We start from the raw sequence: 14,828 nt of genomic DNA, 5'->3' as shown, positions 1-14,828 counted from the left end.
CTCATTGCGGGGCGCTCCAGTTTGTACGTCGCTAAGCGGGCGCTCTGCGCTTTTCTTATTATATCTATAGTAGTAATAACTTATTTACCAAAAGTTCATCTGTATGAAAAAAACGGTGCTTATGAACACTATGTAATAAAAACAAAGATAAAGGGATGATTATGAAATGCATACAATGTGGAAAGGAAGTATCAGCTTCGGGTTAGTAAATATTCCGGTAAAATTGCATGCTGCGACGGAAGATAAAGATGTAAAATTTCGGAGTCTGCATAAAAAATGTCATACCCCTATCAAATATCAAAAAGTATGTCCCAATTGTAATATAGAAATCTCCAATGATGAAATTGTGAGGGCTTATGAGTATACAAAAGGAAAATATATCGTTATTGAGGATGAAGATTTTGCCGGTCTTGAAAAAGAAATAGAAGATAAAGCAGTTGAGATTATCGATTTTGTGAAAATTACAGATATTGATCCGATTTATTTTAAACGCAGTTACTACTTGTCTCCGAATGAAGGAGGGGTTAAAGCGTATTCATTATTAAGAAAAGCGTTGCAAGAAACTGAAAAAGTCGGTATTGCCAAAATTGTCATCCGCTCCAAAGAGCAGCTTGCCGTGATCCGGGTTTATGAAAACACATTGGTAATGGAGACAATTCATTATCCCGATGAGGTTCGAAAAGCAAAGGACATACCGAATGTCCCTTCTGCTAACCAAATAACAAAGAAGGAATTGGACACGGCCATTCTTTTGATTGATCAATTATCAACGGAATTTCATCCGGAAAAATATCATGATGAATATCGAGAAGCGGTATTAAACTTAATTGAAGCAAAACGGACAGGAGAAGAAATGGTGACACCCGAGACAAAAGATAAGCCGAATAATGTTATGGATTTAATGGCAGCCCTACAAGCTTCGATAGACCGAACAAAACCGAATCAGGAAACAAAAGAAAAACCGGTTAAAAAACGGAAACCTGTTACTCGTGCCAAGAAAAAAGCTTAGTAAGGGGAAGAGGCTGATAAGAAGTGGCGCGATTTTTTTCTTAACATACAATAGAGAGAAAAATTTAAGAGGAGGAAGCGGTATTGTATCAGGTTGGTTATTTTTGTTATCCTGTTCAACCATGGCCATTGTATTACCACGGTAGTCAAACACCGGTGAGGGCTTACGCTGAAATAAAAGGGGGACCATTGGCACCGAATATTCATGGCTTTGTTGTATTTACCGATATAGGCAATGGAACCGATGTGTTTGTTGAGGTAAACGGGCTACCGCCATATCAAAAGCGAGGAAATGGTCAAGACCCTATCGGTCCACATGGCTTTCATATTCATGAAAAAGGCAGTTGTGCGGTAGGGAAGGGGGATGATCCGTTTCAAGAAGCCGGCGGTCACTGGAACCCGACCAATCAACCACATGGGAATCATGCAGGGGATCTGCCTGTCATATTTTCGAACAACGGGTACACACGCATGAATGTGTTTACGGACAAATTTCGTGTCCGTGAAGTGATTGGGAAAGCAATGATCATTCATGAAAGCCCTGATGACTTCCGGACGCAGCCTGCAGGTGACGCAGGAAAACGACTTGCTTGTGGTGTGATTAAACCGTTTTATTAAAAAAATGGATCCGATCTTAACGGCAGTCAAGACCCCCACTTTCAAGATTTTCGAATTTATAAAAAAAGTTGGTGAGGAACGGGCTGCCCGTATGCGTCCGATTGTATTAACTTACCGTCCATAGAGGATAGAAAAATAAGGGAAACTGCAAAATTTTTAAAAAAACCCTAATATTTGAGTTGACATTTTCAGCAAATTCCTTTATATTTATAAGTGTGATACATAGTTCTTTATATTTTTTTGGGATTTAAAGTCGCAACACCAAATGATGTAGGCGATTTAAGTTGTCCTGCATCTCGGTTTGCGACTTTTTTCATTATATAAGAAGTATGTAAAAATGTTCATATTTTTAGGAGGATTAACATGAATCAAGGTAAAGTAAAATGGTTTAACACAGAAAAAGGTTTCGGATTCATCGAAGTAGACGGCGGAAATGATGTATTTGTACATTATTCAGCTATTCAAGGTGATGGATTCAAAACATTAGAAGAAGGGCAATCTGTTTCTTTTGATATCGTTGAAGGTAACCGTGGACCACAAGCTGCTAACGTTGTAAGACTATAATAAATCATTGGTGATGGGCAAAGTGGTTCATCACCATATTTAATTTTTGGAATTTCTTCCACTAATTTTTCTTGTTTTTTTCAAAAAGAACGTTTAGAATTCAATTTTTCATTTATAATAGTAATGTATGGGTAGAAAGCCCACATTCATTTTTTAGGAGGATTTACATGGCAACAGGAAAAGTAAAATGGTTTAATGCTGAAAAAGGATTTGGTTTTATTCAACAAGAGGACGGCAACGATGTATTTGTACATTATTCTGCCATCCAAGGAGAAGGTTTCAAAACATTGGAAGAAGGACAAAGCGTTTCATTTGATATTGAAGAAGGTCAAAGAGGACCTCAAGCAGTAAATGTTCAAAAGATATAATCTTGTTCACTTCAATGTAAAATAACGAAATCTTGATCAAATAATTAGGGGTTGTCCATCACTTGGGGACAGCCCCTTTGTTGTTTTTAGTCGAATATAGATTAAAAACTGTTGATGGTTTAATCCTCTTTTGGTTGTAAATGGAGCGGCGGTGGAACTAACCAACCTTTTTCTTTATTCAGTCGTAAAAATTTGCCGCCAAGAACCGCTTTTTTTCCGTGAAATCTGCCAAATAACAAGGCAATATCTTCCCGAATGGCCTGCCCCATCATCGTACTGCAGGTGATTAATCCTGCCGCGATGTCAGCGGATATTTTTGCCGCAATTTCATTATCCATAAATCTTGCGCCTGCAGGAATACTTTCTAAATCTGCAACCGGTCTTGCTGGTGGCGAAGGTGGCAGACCAACACCATTTTCTTTTAACAACTCTGCTACTTCTTACATTTCTTCTTGACTTGCTGTAATCGCTTCATGAATTAATTCCTTAAGATCACCGTCACCAGCATGGTTTAACATCGTCTGATAGGCGGCAACACATGCTTGTGATGTAAATAAAAATGACCATATACCAAATACTTCCCCATAATGTAATGGTTCATTTTTGGGGTTTCCGCTTAAAATACCCATACATTAACAACAATGAAATCTATCATTTCTTGGCAGTCTTCCGGTTTCCGCTTAAAATACCCATACATTAACCTCCCAATTTATAGCTTTAATTTACAATATTATCGTTTCCTATTTGTTTTAACTTAACCACCTAAACGAATTAGTAAAACTTTCCTGAAATCCATGAAGGAATTGACAGAGAACGATTATTTTCAACTGTTGAGGGGAACACTAACAAACATCTTAAAATATCAATTTGGGGAGGATCTGGATGAATAAAGAAGAAAAAAAATTAAAATGGTGGCAATTGTCCATTTTGGGAACTGGTTTTATTATTGGCACCGGTTTTTTTCTCGGATCGAATATTGCCATCAAAGCTGCCGGACCTGCCGTATTGGTCACGTTTTTGTTGGCGGCAATCGGCACATATATTGTTTATGATGTGTTGAGCCGAATGACAGCAGATGATCCCCAGTCCGGTTCCTTTAGTTATTATTCAAAAAAAGCGTTTGGAAATTGGGCAGGTTTCGCAAGCGGTTGGGTGTATTGGAGTTCGGAAATGTTAATCATGGGCAGTCAGCTTACGGGCATTTCCATTTTTACAAAATTTTGGTTTCCGGAAGTTCCGATCTGGATTTTTGCCAGTATTTATACCGTATTAGGAATCATTGTAGTACTGGTAGGAGTTAAATGGTTTGAACGGCTCGGAAACTTGTTTGCCATTGCCAAATTGTCTGCCATCGTAATGTTTATTATCCTCGCCATCCTTGGTTTGTTCGGTGTATTGGACCGAGGTGGAGGTCGAACCTATTTTCCTAATTCATTAACGACATTTCTACCGGCCGGATTGAAAGGAGTCTGGGCAGCACTTCTATTTTCCTTTTATGCATTTGGTGGGATTGAAATAATGAGCATCTATGCAACGAGATTGGAAAATGCAAAAGATGCACCAAAGTCAGGGAAAGTAATGCTTGTATTACTGACGACCATCTACCTTGTTTCGATCGGAATGTCGGTTATTTTAGTTCAATTATCAAAATTTACGATGGATGATAGTCCGTTCGTCGTTGCTTTGGATGGATTTCGTTTAGCATTTATTCCCCATTTATTTACGGCTATTTTAGTCATTGCCGGATTTTCGACAATGTCTGCTTCCCTTTATGCGGTTACAACATTGCTGATTTCATTGTCAAAAGAAGGCTATGCGCCGAAGAAATTAAGTAAGAAAGGCAAATTAAAAGTTCCTTTCCCTGCTTTAGTATTAACGACAGGCGGGCTGATTGTCTCCATTGTTTTAGGGTTATTGTTGCCAAATTCCGTTTATGAATATATTACAACAGCAGCAGGGTTAATGTTGCTTTATAATTGGGTTTTCATCTTGTATTCAGGCAAAAGATTACTGACTTTGACTCGTGTTGATCAGATCAAACGGATTATTGCCACAGTATTGATCTTATCAGCAGTGACCGGATCTCTTATTTATCATTCGAGCAGACCTGGATTTTACATCAGTATCGGCTTTCTTTTCGTCATCGGAATTGTGACTGTCATCATGAATCGCCGTTTTAAAGGTGCGAAAGAGGAAGGGCAACGAACGAAACAGACAGGACTATTTGAAAGGCTGGAAAATATTTGAAATATATAGAATAAATGCCGGGCTCTTTAAACGAGAAAACCCGGCATTTTCTGTATAAAAAATTAAAATAGTGCTTTTATTCCTTGATAACCAAAATAAATACCGAAGCCGATCAGGGATAACCCGGAGATAATGGATAGCAGTTTTAAGAATTTCGTTGCAAAGTATTTTTTGAATGTACTTGAAATTCCTGCCATTGTAATATCCCAAATAAAAAGTCCGATAAAAATAGCAGAACTGTAGAGGAGCAATTGTTCTTGTCCGTATTGTTTTACGGTTGTAGTTAAGACAGATCCGTAGATGCCTAGCCAAAATAATATTGATAACGGATTTAATAATGACATAAAAAAACCGGTCAAAAAAGATTTTATTAAGGGTTCATTATTGCGCTCATTTCTTGTGTCAATTTTGGCAGAATGAATCAAACTTTCAATTCCGGTATAAATAAGGACAAAAAAGCCGAATAGCCATAAAAAAGTTTGCATGAACGGGATTTCCAGAAAGTGTACGACACCAAAAAATATAAGTAACATAAATAAACCATCTGCCAACATGGCACCAAGTCCGACAAACCATGAATGAAAAAAACCATGCTTTATGCCGTGGTCAAGCTGGGCAGCATTAATCGGTCCAATGGGAGCAGCCAAGGAGAGACCTAAAAGGATGTAACTGAAAAAGACTGTCATCTGTAAACGACCTCCATAATGGTATAGCTTGTACCATCATATTCATGAAAAGGTCTGTTTAGGACAAAACTATCGACAATCCATTTTCAGATAAGAATGAATAAAATAAATTACATAAAACCATACTTAATCAAGGCAACATGCCAATCCTTCTCATAAAGAAAACTCGGCGATTGCCGAGCCTTTAGGCGAAAGCAGAGCCGTAGTTCACCGAAAAAATATAAAATTTTTTCGGCTGCGATGTATTCCAGTGAAGCTTTCCTTATGCACTTATACTTAATTCTTAAAATTTCCAACTACGTCGAATTCGCTTCTTTGCTGGAAATTTATACTTTCTTAACGTACAAAAAAAGCTGTCCAAGTAAAGGAACTGACCCGGAATGCTGTAACTCGCCTACACTGGATATCACAGAAACAAGATTGAGCAAACTGGATGAGGTCAGACACCTTGGGCAGCATCTTTCTATATAAGTATAAAAAGTACTAGAGAACAGCTTTTTCTGATAATATACGATCAACGTACGGTATGTTTCTCCGGTTTAATACCAAACAAACATACAAGGACACATAATACGGCTAAACCACCTAATAAATAGAAAATCAATATATTCGATTTTTTCATTAATATGGCAATGATCGGTGGACCAAAGGCAACACCGATAAAGCGCATGGAACTATAAACGGATGAAATAGTGCCACGAAATTCCTCCTCAATTCCGGACGTAATGAGGGAATCAAGACAAGGTAAACTAATGCCAATACCGATTCCGCCAATGACAAATAAACCAATAAGCAGCCAAAGACTTTCAAAAAAACTTAAGACAACTGTACTAATGGCTAATAAAATGAGTCCAATAAAGGTAACCCATTTCATCAAAGATTTATTTTCTTTAATGGCTTTCCCGGCAATATAGGAGGCAATGCAAAGCGCACCTAACGGAATGGCTAAAAAAAAGCCCTTTTTAATATTGCCAATCCCGTATTTGGACTCCAATACAGAGGAGAGATAGAAAAGGACGCCAAATAAAATGAACATTAAAATACCACCTATAAAAAAGATGGATTTTAGCCAGCGACGATTATGTTTGTATATTTTTTTTGTTTTCCGTAAAAATTCATTTAATTTGGGTCCTTCCTCTATTTTTGGACTTTTCACTAAAAACACCATCATTAAAACGGAAATTGTACAAAAAACAGGTATGGAAAAAAACGGTAAAAACCAAATAACACTGGCAAATACAGCACCAAGGATTGGACTTAACACCTTTCCTAACGTATTGGCCGTTTCAATAATCCCAAGAGAGGAACTGACCTTATCTTCAGAATGAAACATATCGCCAATAAGTGGAAGAACAATCGGGAAAGCTCCGGCTGCACCAATTCCTTGTAAAGTTCTCCCAATCAAAATAAGCCAATAAGCATTTTGCAACTGCCAAGCTGTAAACGCGGAAATCACACCGCCGATTGCCGCTAACAGAAGGCTGGGAATAATCACTCTCTTTCTGCCCCAACGATCTGATAAGTAACCCGCAATCGGAATAAAAATAATGGCGACAACCGAATAGACGGTGATGATCAAACTGGATTGGAAAGGTGTAATATCCAGTTCTTTTTCCATTGTTGGGAGAACAGGAATTAACATGGAATTGCCTAAAGTCATTACTAGCGGTATAGAGGCAATGGATACAACAGCCCACCGCTTATCTTCCAGTTTTTTTTCTTTCTTCTTTTTCTTACGTTCTTCCTCGGAAACGTATTTTTCCCATAGGGTACCGGTATACTCCATTCTCATTCTCCATTTCTGAAAGATGTGATGACTATATTATTTGTAGAAAACATATAAAAAAAGATGGTAAAACAAGTAAAAACGGGGCATTGCTTAGCCGATAAAGATGAAAACAGTTGTTTGGCCAAATTGTTTTCGGACAAGCTTTTGAATCCTAAACTTAAGTATTGACACGTTTTAAAAATGAATCGTAAAAAATAACAACATTTACATGAAAACCGTTCTTGTCTTGACACAATATTGTTAAAAAATGAAAATCTAAGAACGTGTGAATTTTTTATAATAAAGGTAGAACAAATATTGGAGGGAATCCTGATGAATGTCAAGGATAGAATATATGAAGAATTAAAGTATGTATTCGATCCGGAAATCGGAGTGAATATCGTTGATTTAGGGTTAGTATATGATGTGGATGTAACTGAAGATGGAATTGCCCGTATTTCGTTAACTTTTACAACAGATGATATAAAACAGCAAGAAAGGCTTTGCGCCGGAGTGAAATTTGCCGTAAGTTCCCTTGGTGTCATGAAAGATGTTGAAATTATCAAAAAAGAAACCGTAAAATGGACGACGCAAATGATGAATGAAGAACTTAAAAAAGATTTAATTGGTATTAATTAAAATGATTATCCCAGGATCACTGAGAATTCAGCTGATCCTTTTCTCTTTAATACTATTGATTTAACGAGAATTCACTCCTATAATGAAGTGGAAGGAGTGATTGAGATGATTCATAAAGAATGGACAGAACGGAAAACACTGAAAAAAGTAAAATGTGTACATACAAATGCAAAAAAATATATGGTGAATCATATGTTGACAGAAGAAAAAGTGTATGATGTCAAAAATGAAACAGAAGAATTTTATTTTCTTATTGATAACTCCGGAAGAATCGGCGGCTACTATAAAGATTACTTTGTTGAAGTAAATGATTGAAATTCCTGACTTTCTCAGGGATTTTTATTTTTTACGATTAATATCGTTATGATGAGGAAATCCAAGTGCACCAAATTCTTTACCATGAAGACGATATAGGAGGGATCTACATTGTTCATCTATAGAGAGGTTGAAATAAGGAAAGCAGATGAAACAGCTGCACAAAACGGATTATCCGGCAATGCCTTGATGGAAACAGCAGGCAGAAGTTTATTTTTACGAATAAAAGAAATCCTAAATAAAAACAGCAGAATCTTAATATTAAGCGGACGTGGCAATAATGGCGGTGATGGCATTGTTCTTGCCAGGTATTTAAACCAATGGGGATATAAAGTTGATCTCGTTTTTCCATTTGGTGAACCAAAGTCTGATTCAGCAAGCGAACATTTTCGGTATTATAAAAGTGTGGGTTATTCTTGGTCAACAAGTATTGGTGATGGTCCGTATGATGTTATTATTGATGCCCTTCTCGGTGTCGGAACACGGCTACCGTTAAATCAATCGTATCAGGATCTGCTCAAGTGGTGTAATCAGCAACATGCACTAAAAATTGCCATTGATATACCAACCGGGGTTTTGGCTGATCGTGGTGAGGCAGATATTGCTTTTCACGCTGATTACACATTTTCATTACACGGCTTCAAGCCTTCTACTTTTCTCCTGCCGTCCAATACATATTTCGGACAAGCGGAAAGTATTGATATTGGCTTACCACAAGATGCAAAATGGAAAATCTGGTCGGAGAAAAATGTGAAGCGGACGATGAAAAAGCGGGGAAGCAATTCACATAAAGGAACATTTGGAACCGGTTTATTAGTGGCAGGAACTGATGAAATGCCCGGGAGTGCCATGCTTGCAGGTTTAGGGGCGATGAAAATAGGTATCGGGAAACTGGTCATTGCAACAACCCCTTATGCAGCAAGTATTATTGCTACGCGCCTACCGGAAGCGACTTATTTACACGATGGATTAAATAAATTAGCTGTCGGGACATTTCCTGACGGGATTAGAGCGATGGCAATCGGCCCCGGTTTGACAGATGAAAAATTAATTGATCAAGTGTTGGAAAATGTTTGGGAAAAAGAGATTCCCCTCGTTATAGATGCAGGTGCTTTAGGAAAACGAGAATTTGCTCCAAGGAAAGCCCCTATCATTATTACACCACATCCGGGTGAATTTAGTCGTCTCACCGGTCTCAGTGTAAAAGAAATCGAAGCGAATCGATTAGAAATAAGTAGTCAATTTGCCCTTCAAAAAAATGTGATTGTTGTATTAAAAGGGGCGAATACGGTCATTGCTTTTCCAAATGGCACTGGATTTATCAATCGGACAGGGAATGCGGCTTTAGCAAAAGGAGGTTCCGGTGATACATTAACGGGAATGATACTCGGACTCATTTGCAGCGAAAGCGACATAACGAGTGCAATTGCCAATGCTGTCTATCTGCATGGTTTGTGTGCCGATGAACTTGTAAAAGAACAAAATGAAAGATCGATTGTTGCCGGGGATATAACGAATGTTTTAGGGAGAGTTATGAATAGGCTAATAACTGATTAATTGTTTTTGAGGTGTGATTATGTGGATTTATGTTGGCTTGGGCGGGATAATCGGTAGTTTGTTACGATATGTTGTGACTGTTTTAACTGTTAACTTTACTTACTATCATTTCCCGCTTCCAACTTTTATTGTAAACGTAATTGGTTCTTTCCTGCTTGGATTTTTATCAAGTTACTTTTTGGAACAAGAATTTCACCAAAGGAAAATGTATGCGGCGATAACAACGGGTGTTATTGGTTCGTTTACCACCTTTTCAACATTTACTAATGAAATTGTCCGATTCATTCGCAATGCAAACTATACAATCGGAATGATTTATTTGTTCTTATCCATTCTCCTCGGCTTAAGTTTCTCTTATCTCGGTATGAGCATGGGAAGAAAATGGAGCAAAAATGAAATAGTTAAGAATAGGCAGGAATAAAGAATGGAAGTATTACTAATAGCCATTGGCGGTTTTTTCGGGGCTATAAGTCGATATTATATTAGTGAAAAATGGAATAGGAAATTTGGCTTTTTACCTTATGGGACCTTATTTGTTAATCTTTTCGGGTCTTTCCTATTAGGATTGATTATTGGTTTTGATACCAACCAATATATTTATTCACTTTTGGGTATTGGTTTTCTTGGCGCATTCACAACTTTTTCGACATTTATCGTTGAATTAATCGGCTTACAGGAAGCAAATAAAACGAAAGGGATGATTGTTTATTTAATAATAAGTATTATTTTTGGTTTCGTGTTTGCTTTGGTTGGAGTGATTATTGGGAGCCGGGTATAATACATAGTAAAAAAGGGCGTAAATCAAAAAGATCGATTTTGCCCTTTAACTTTATTATTGAATGGTCGTTGTTGTTTCAATCGTTGTGTCATGTTTTTTACCGGTTGGAAGTAATTTTGCATGAAATAATTGTTTGCGAACCGTAATACCAATTAGTGAAGCTAAATAAGCTTTTACCAATCCGACTACAATAAACGGGATAAAAGCAGTCGTAAAAGCTACCGTCCATGATACATCTGCAGAAATTTTGTACCATGCAGTTCCAAAAGCTAAGGTCACAAACATACCAACTGTATTAGCTATCATTGCCGTCATGATCCGGAATGACGTTTTTTCCAATATATAACCGGTAATAAATGCTGTTGGGATAAATCCAACAATGAATCCCCCGGTCGGACCGAATAAAACAGAAACACCTGATGATAAGTTCGAATAAACAGGAATACCGATTGCGCCCATTAAACAATATAGAATCACTGCGTATGTACCATATTTTGAGCCAAGTATCGTTGCTGCCAGACCAATCGCCAAAGTTTGACCGGTAATCGGTATGATCGGAAGCGGAATCGTAACTTGAGCCAAAATTCCGATCAAACTTGCGAATAACGCGACAACAATCATCATTTTTAATCGGTTATGTTGCGTTTGCATAAGTTTCTCCCCCTTTATCTTAAATAGTTAACAAAAATACGAAAAAGTTAACTAAAATCTATTATAATGACCATTAGCTGATTGTTCAATAGAAAATTCCCAATGTGGCGGAATTTTTAACTTGAGAAGGGAGCTTTCCTAATGAGGCGAGCTCCCTAACTTTATTAACCCTCTGTTTTTTTTCCTATATCTGTATTATTTCCTGTTGTTGCCTCATATCCGACTCGATAGTGGCCCTTTTTAGATGTTTTTAAGGCTTCCGGCATTTTATATTGATCGATGTTTTCTTGAAATTGTCTGGAAGCATGTGTTTTCATGATAATCCCACCTCTTTTAGGAAATTCCTATTTAGTTTGTCCATTTCAAAATAAATCAGTTTGACAAAATTATGGTTAAACGTTCTGCCTAAAAACAGAATGACTTTTTCATTAATACGCAAACTAACTTTAACTTTGGAAAGGGGTGAAGTTGATGGATTATAAGGAATCGAGTAAATTGGCTGGTAAGTACTACGATCCAAGTATGCGCGGGATGGAACATAAGGACCAGTTGACTGAAGGTTTAAGCATTACCCATGAACAAGCAACCGACAATTATATGGAAGGCACGGTTGATCAATATGTTGTCGAGCAAAACGGAAATAATTAATTTTTCACAATTAGTAAAAGGAGCAGTCCATTTAGTCAATGGATGCTCCTTTTATTTTAATGTCCTAAAAGAACCGTTTAAACTACCCTCAATGTATGTGGAGCATGCTTCACGGGAATGAAAAAATAAGTGCTATAATCCATAATGTTGTTCATTTAATCTTGCTCCCTATCAGGATAGTTTAATTAGTGTTAGTGATTTATCTTTGACATATTCTTAAAATTAATTTATGATTCTTATATAATTTATTTCTAATTCGAGATATTTGAAGTAGAAATTTGAAAAGGGAGAGGACAATGGGAAATTTTCATTAGCCACCAAATTTATATATCGGTGAAGTTACCATTAAAGTGGAGAATTTACAAAGATCAATCGAATTTTATACAACCATTATCGGCTTAAAAGTTCTTACTCAAACCGGTGAGCAAGCAATCTTGACGACAGATGGAAAAAGACCAATACTTAATTTATACGTACCAAAAGGTGTTGTAAAAAAGAATAGAAGAACATCCGGCTTATACAGACTATTTAACAAAAGACCCGTCCGGTAATCAAATTAAATTGGTTTTATAAATTGGAAAAAGCTGTGACAAAATGGTTCAAAAACATTTTGGCATGAAAAGATTCAGCCTTAGTGTTGACCATTTGTACAGCTTATTTTCCGAACCTCAATGTTAATTGACAACAATATAAGCAATCATCGGTCCGTTCTTTGTGTAATCAAGATGACTGATACACACTAAGCGATACGTTCCTTCGTTTTCAAATTGAAGTGGAACCACCGTCTCTTTTCCTTTTTCTACCGTTCCTTGGATATCCGTTCCTTCAATGATAAAAGGATGTTCATTTCCATTGACACCATAAATTTTTAGCAGCGCTTTTTCACCCTTTTTCAAAAAAATTGTCCCCGGGTCAAACCGATAAGCTTCGATTTCCTTCCCGTCCGCTGTCTTTGTGGTAAATTCACCGGTTACCATATGAATTTCTCGGATGTTCTCGTTAGCCGTTTCCGTTGCTGATATCATTTTTGCTTGGAAAGAGTACCAGATGAATGCGGAAATGATAAATATTCCGACTAAGAAAATTTTCCTGATCCGCTTACCATGTATAACAGAAAAATGACTCATCCAATTTCCCCCCTTTGGCTTGTCTTTTATAACATATGCATCTTTGACATAGGTCTTGTCTAATATTTTATTTCACTGAAAAATTTCTTTCGGTATCTGCTATAATTGTTCGATAATCAATTGAGAAGAGTTCACGGGATCTTTATTTCTTTCATAGCGGTATATATTTTCATAGTAGCCGCTGATTAAATTAGGTGATTCAACAAAACTCATGATTAAATCATCAAGGTGATTCTGTTTTTTCCATCCGGTCGCATTATGAACCAATTTTTGAATTTGTAATTCTTCAAAGTTAATTTCTTCTTGCCCCGGTAAATGATCATAGATAAAAATGGGGATTTGTTTATGAAGACACTCGGTGATGGTTACACCCCCCGGTTTTGTGATAATAAGATCGGCAAAATTATAAATACAGTCCATCATTTTTCGGGAACGAATAAAAGGAATAGGAATCAGATGAGAACGGTTAAATTTTATTAATTGCTGATACAATGCCTTGTTTTTTCCACATAAAATGAAAAATTGTAATTCTTTCCGAAAAGGGAGATGTTTGATTAAATCATGCATGTTCCCTGTACCCATACTGCCACCTGAAATAAGAACATGAATTCGTTTCTTCGGTGGCTCCGGAATAAGCGGCTTTTTTTGCAATAAAGGATGAAGTGGAATTCCGGTCATATAAATTTGTTCAGGTTTAATTCCCATGGTCAATAAATAGTTTTTCATCCGGTAGGTAGAAACAAAATGGACGTCAATATTCTTCGTACCCCATCCTTTATGAATGAAAAAATCGGTATAGACATTCAGAACCGGTTTGTCAAATTTCCCTTCCTGTTTTAGTTTTGACAATATGCGGGAAGGCAGGGCATGGGTACAAATGACACAATCGGGCTTTCTTTCGTACAATAAAAGTTCCAACTGTTTTTCGAAAAACAATTCATATAAATAGATGTCCCTTTTTCTGTCTTTTACAACCATCCTTTTATATAAGGTACTGTAACTGGTAGGGAAGTGATGAATCCACTTTAAATAAAATCGGGAGATCACTTGTTCGATCCGGCCGTAACTATAAGAGAAAAGATCAATTTTTTCGCATTCGACACCGGGCATCGATTCGAATTGAGCTATTAATGCATCCGCTGCCTGGTGATGGCCGGATGGAATTTGTAAAAAGGGAAGAAAAAGGATTCTTTTCAAGTGATTCCATCTCCTTCTATAAGTCCATTTTCTTCAAGAACATAAATTTTTCTGGAAAAATTTGCGTGACGTTTAAATAAAACATCCCTTGACATGAAAAAGTAGACCGGTTCATGGCTCGGTTTGTTGCGTGAATCAGGTACCGAAGATAGGATGTTAATTGGTAAAAAAGCACTCATTTTGATTAATTTATAGATTTTGTTTTTGATCGGGTAGATTTCAAAACCTAATCGATTGGAGCGAAAGTTTAATGAAGTAATCCCAATAAGTCCTTTTATTTGATGTTGTTTTGGATGTTTGGTCAGAAAGTCCGCGATACCGGGAAGGGAATCTTTGACCAGATGAAAAAAACTTTACCCTTCTGAAACTCATTTTGAATCTGGCTGAGTTCGGATAATAACCGGACATTGTGAAAATGTATTTTCAGCAATAAATCATTTTTTTGAATATGGGTACCATCTGCCAATACGACTGGATGTCCAAGGTAACGGGTAAGACGAACCCGAAAAATGTTCTTTCGATAATCGATATAGGTTAACCGGGTAAATTGATAGTAGAGCGGGTCAAGTAAACGCCAGCAAAATAATATAACTTTACGCATTTTTAACTCCCTCATTTTTCTTGTAAAACTATTCCCTATTATTATTTGCCAAATGT

General features: G+C 37.0%; 20 protein-coding genes and 1 pseudogene. 12 read left to right on the top strand and 9 right to left on the bottom strand.

Going from position 1 to position 14,828, the window contains the following annotated elements; all coding sequences use genetic code 11:
• Positions 1 to 166 precede the first annotated feature (166 nt).
• From BT1A1_RS09585 to BT1A1_RS09570, 4 genes are all read left to right on the top strand, one after another.
• Positions 167 to 1,009, top strand: a complete 843-nt coding sequence (locus BT1A1_RS09585; RefSeq protein WP_034770504.1) for a non-homologous end joining protein Ku — start codon at positions 167 to 169, stop codon at positions 1,007 to 1,009.
• Between the two features lie 83 nt (positions 1,010 to 1,092).
• Positions 1,093 to 1,626 carry a superoxide dismutase family protein gene (locus tag BT1A1_RS09580; RefSeq protein ID WP_231553327.1) on the top strand — a complete coding sequence of 178 codons (534 nt, stop codon included), beginning with the start codon at positions 1,093 to 1,095 and terminating at the stop codon, positions 1,624 to 1,626.
• A gap of 363 nt (positions 1,627 to 1,989) precedes the next feature.
• Positions 1,990 to 2,190, top strand: coding sequence for a cold-shock protein (locus BT1A1_RS09575; protein ID WP_034770502.1), 201 nt, complete (start codon positions 1,990 to 1,992; stop codon positions 2,188 to 2,190).
• Positions 2,191 to 2,357: 167 nt separating this feature from the next.
• Positions 2,358 to 2,558 (top strand): cold-shock protein, encoded by a 201-nt coding sequence (locus tag BT1A1_RS09570; RefSeq protein WP_034770500.1) that lies wholly within the window; start codon positions 2,358 to 2,360, stop codon positions 2,556 to 2,558.
• Between the two features lie 119 nt (positions 2,559 to 2,677).
• Here BT1A1_RS09570 and BT1A1_RS09565 read toward each other — a convergent pair.
• Positions 2,678 to 3,187 (bottom strand): annotated as a pseudogene (locus tag BT1A1_RS09565) (DUF3231 family protein).
• A gap of 253 nt (positions 3,188 to 3,440) precedes the next feature.
• Between BT1A1_RS09565 and BT1A1_RS09560 the strand changes: the two are divergent.
• Positions 3,441 to 4,805, top strand: coding sequence for an amino acid permease (locus BT1A1_RS09560; protein ID WP_034770496.1), 1,365 nt, complete (start codon positions 3,441 to 3,443; stop codon positions 4,803 to 4,805).
• Positions 4,806 to 4,867: 62 nt separating this feature from the next.
• Here BT1A1_RS09560 and BT1A1_RS09555 read toward each other — a convergent pair whose 3' ends face one another.
• Together BT1A1_RS09555 and BT1A1_RS09550 are read right to left on the bottom strand one after the other, a co-directional pair.
• Positions 4,868 to 5,491, bottom strand: coding sequence for a LysE family transporter (locus BT1A1_RS09555; protein WP_034770491.1), 624 nt, complete (start codon positions 5,489 to 5,491; stop codon positions 4,868 to 4,870).
• A gap of 514 nt (positions 5,492 to 6,005) precedes the next feature.
• Positions 6,006 to 7,277, bottom strand: coding sequence for a bacillibactin exporter BcbE (locus BT1A1_RS09550; RefSeq protein ID WP_034770490.1), 1,272 nt, complete (start codon positions 7,275 to 7,277; stop codon positions 6,006 to 6,008).
• Between the two features lie 315 nt (positions 7,278 to 7,592).
• Here BT1A1_RS09550 and BT1A1_RS09545 point away from each other — a divergent pair, with 315 nt between their 5' ends.
• The 5 genes from BT1A1_RS09545 to BT1A1_RS09525 all read left to right on the top strand — a co-directional run bounded on the left by BT1A1_RS09545 (position 7,593) and on the right by BT1A1_RS09525 (position 10,548).
• On the top strand, positions 7,593 to 7,898 hold the full coding sequence (locus tag BT1A1_RS09545) for a metal-sulfur cluster assembly factor (RefSeq protein ID WP_034770488.1): 306 nt from the start codon (positions 7,593 to 7,595) through the stop codon (positions 7,896 to 7,898).
• A gap of 105 nt (positions 7,899 to 8,003) precedes the next feature.
• Positions 8,004 to 8,213, top strand: coding sequence for a DUF6501 family protein (locus BT1A1_RS09540; RefSeq protein WP_034770487.1), 210 nt, complete (start codon positions 8,004 to 8,006; stop codon positions 8,211 to 8,213).
• A gap of 111 nt (positions 8,214 to 8,324) precedes the next feature.
• Positions 8,325 to 9,770, top strand: coding sequence for a bifunctional ADP-dependent NAD(P)H-hydrate dehydratase/NAD(P)H-hydrate epimerase (locus tag BT1A1_RS09535; RefSeq protein ID WP_034770486.1), 1,446 nt, complete (start codon positions 8,325 to 8,327; stop codon positions 9,768 to 9,770).
• 19 nt (positions 9,771 to 9,789) lie between these two features.
• Positions 9,790 to 10,191, top strand: a complete 402-nt coding sequence (locus BT1A1_RS09530; protein ID WP_051989088.1) for a fluoride efflux transporter FluC — start codon at positions 9,790 to 9,792, stop codon at positions 10,189 to 10,191.
• Positions 10,192 to 10,194: 3 nt separating this feature from the next.
• Positions 10,195 to 10,548 (top strand): fluoride efflux transporter FluC, encoded by a 354-nt coding sequence (locus BT1A1_RS09525; protein WP_034770485.1) that lies wholly within the window; start codon positions 10,195 to 10,197, stop codon positions 10,546 to 10,548.
• A 54-nt stretch (positions 10,549 to 10,602) separates the two neighbouring features.
• On the opposite strand, the gene BT1A1_RS09520 is transcribed toward BT1A1_RS09525, so the two are convergent.
• Together BT1A1_RS09520 and BT1A1_RS19085 are read right to left on the bottom strand one after the other, a co-directional pair.
• On the bottom strand, positions 10,603 to 11,199 hold the full coding sequence (locus BT1A1_RS09520) for a biotin transporter BioY (RefSeq protein WP_051989087.1): 597 nt from the start codon (positions 11,197 to 11,199) through the stop codon (positions 10,603 to 10,605).
• Between the two features lie 164 nt (positions 11,200 to 11,363).
• Positions 11,364 to 11,516 carry a hypothetical protein gene (locus tag BT1A1_RS19085; protein ID WP_162835732.1) on the bottom strand — a complete coding sequence of 51 codons (153 nt, stop codon included), beginning with the start codon at positions 11,514 to 11,516 and terminating at the stop codon, positions 11,364 to 11,366.
• A gap of 154 nt (positions 11,517 to 11,670) precedes the next feature.
• Here BT1A1_RS19085 and BT1A1_RS17920 point away from each other — a divergent pair, with 154 nt between their 5' ends.
• On the top strand, positions 11,671 to 11,847 hold the full coding sequence (locus BT1A1_RS17920) for a YozQ family protein (protein WP_081912326.1): 177 nt from the start codon (positions 11,671 to 11,673) through the stop codon (positions 11,845 to 11,847).
• A 329-nt stretch (positions 11,848 to 12,176) separates the two neighbouring features.
• Positions 12,177 to 12,398 (top strand): VOC family protein, encoded by a 222-nt coding sequence (locus tag BT1A1_RS09515; RefSeq protein ID WP_108898133.1) that lies wholly within the window; start codon positions 12,177 to 12,179, stop codon positions 12,396 to 12,398.
• A gap of 123 nt (positions 12,399 to 12,521) precedes the next feature.
• Here the strand turns inward: BT1A1_RS09515 and BT1A1_RS09510 are convergent, their stop codons facing one another.
• From BT1A1_RS09510 to BT1A1_RS19080, 4 genes are all read right to left on the bottom strand, one after another.
• The gene (locus BT1A1_RS09510; RefSeq protein WP_043988581.1) at positions 12,522 to 12,974 is read right to left on the bottom strand and encodes a cupredoxin domain-containing protein; all 453 of its coding nucleotides are present in this window, start codon (positions 12,972 to 12,974) and stop codon (positions 12,522 to 12,524) included.
• Between the two features lie 99 nt (positions 12,975 to 13,073).
• Positions 13,074 to 14,171: an MGDG synthase family glycosyltransferase gene (locus BT1A1_RS09505; protein ID WP_034770482.1), complete on the bottom strand. Its 1,098-nt coding sequence runs from the start codon at positions 14,169 to 14,171 to the stop codon at positions 13,074 to 13,076.
• Positions 14,168 to 14,476, bottom strand: a complete 309-nt coding sequence (locus BT1A1_RS19670; protein ID WP_419468902.1) for a YkoP family protein — start codon at positions 14,474 to 14,476, stop codon at positions 14,168 to 14,170. Before BT1A1_RS19670 ends, BT1A1_RS09505 begins: the two co-directional genes overlap by 4 nt.
• Positions 14,473 to 14,772 (bottom strand): YkoP family protein, encoded by a 300-nt coding sequence (locus tag BT1A1_RS19080; protein WP_051989086.1) that lies wholly within the window; start codon positions 14,770 to 14,772, stop codon positions 14,473 to 14,475. The genes BT1A1_RS19670 and BT1A1_RS19080 overlap by 4 nt, the downstream gene beginning before the upstream one ends.
• Positions 14,773 to 14,828 lie beyond the last annotated feature (56 nt).

The organism is Caldibacillus thermoamylovorans (genome assembly GCF_000751775.1).
Taxonomy (GTDB): domain Bacteria; phylum Bacillota; class Bacilli; order Bacillales; family Caldibacillaceae; genus Caldifermentibacillus; species Caldifermentibacillus hisashii.
The sequence above is the reverse complement of the archived record's forward strand: the minus strand, read 5'-3'. Positions and strand labels throughout refer to the sequence as shown.

Excerpts from the sequence above, each read along its gene's own strand:
- BT1A1_RS19080 (WP_051989086.1), bottom strand. The coding sequence starts at position 14,772 with ATGCGTAAAGTTATATTATTTTGCTGGCGTTTACTTGACCCGCTCTAC.
- BT1A1_RS09530 (WP_051989088.1), top strand. The coding sequence starts at position 9,790 with ATGTGGATTTATGTTGGCTTGGGCGGGATAATCGGTAGTTTGTTACGA.
- BT1A1_RS19085 (WP_162835732.1), bottom strand. The coding sequence starts at position 11,516 with ATGAAAACACATGCTTCCAGACAATTTCAAGAAAACATCGATCAATAT.
- BT1A1_RS09555 (WP_034770491.1), bottom strand. The coding sequence starts at position 5,491 with ATGACAGTCTTTTTCAGTTACATCCTTTTAGGTCTCTCCTTGGCTGCT.
- BT1A1_RS09550 (WP_034770490.1), bottom strand. The coding sequence starts at position 7,277 with ATGGAGTATACCGGTACCCTATGGGAAAAATACGTTTCCGAGGAAGAA.
- BT1A1_RS17920 (WP_081912326.1), top strand. The coding sequence starts at position 11,671 with ATGGATTATAAGGAATCGAGTAAATTGGCTGGTAAGTACTACGATCCA.
- BT1A1_RS09585 (WP_034770504.1), top strand. The coding sequence starts at position 167 with ATGCATACAATGTGGAAAGGAAGTATCAGCTTCGGGTTAGTAAATATT.
- BT1A1_RS09575 (WP_034770502.1), top strand. The coding sequence starts at position 1,990 with ATGAATCAAGGTAAAGTAAAATGGTTTAACACAGAAAAAGGTTTCGGA.
- BT1A1_RS09570 (WP_034770500.1), top strand. The coding sequence starts at position 2,358 with ATGGCAACAGGAAAAGTAAAATGGTTTAATGCTGAAAAAGGATTTGGT.
- BT1A1_RS09545 (WP_034770488.1), top strand. The coding sequence starts at position 7,593 with ATGAATGTCAAGGATAGAATATATGAAGAATTAAAGTATGTATTCGAT.
- BT1A1_RS09525 (WP_034770485.1), top strand. The coding sequence starts at position 10,195 with ATGGAAGTATTACTAATAGCCATTGGCGGTTTTTTCGGGGCTATAAGT.
- BT1A1_RS09560 (WP_034770496.1), top strand. The coding sequence starts at position 3,441 with ATGAATAAAGAAGAAAAAAAATTAAAATGGTGGCAATTGTCCATTTTG.
- BT1A1_RS09540 (WP_034770487.1), top strand. The coding sequence starts at position 8,004 with ATGATTCATAAAGAATGGACAGAACGGAAAACACTGAAAAAAGTAAAA.
- BT1A1_RS09520 (WP_051989087.1), bottom strand. The coding sequence starts at position 11,199 with ATGCAAACGCAACATAACCGATTAAAAATGATGATTGTTGTCGCGTTA.
- BT1A1_RS09510 (WP_043988581.1), bottom strand. The coding sequence starts at position 12,974 with ATGAGTCATTTTTCTGTTATACATGGTAAGCGGATCAGGAAAATTTTC.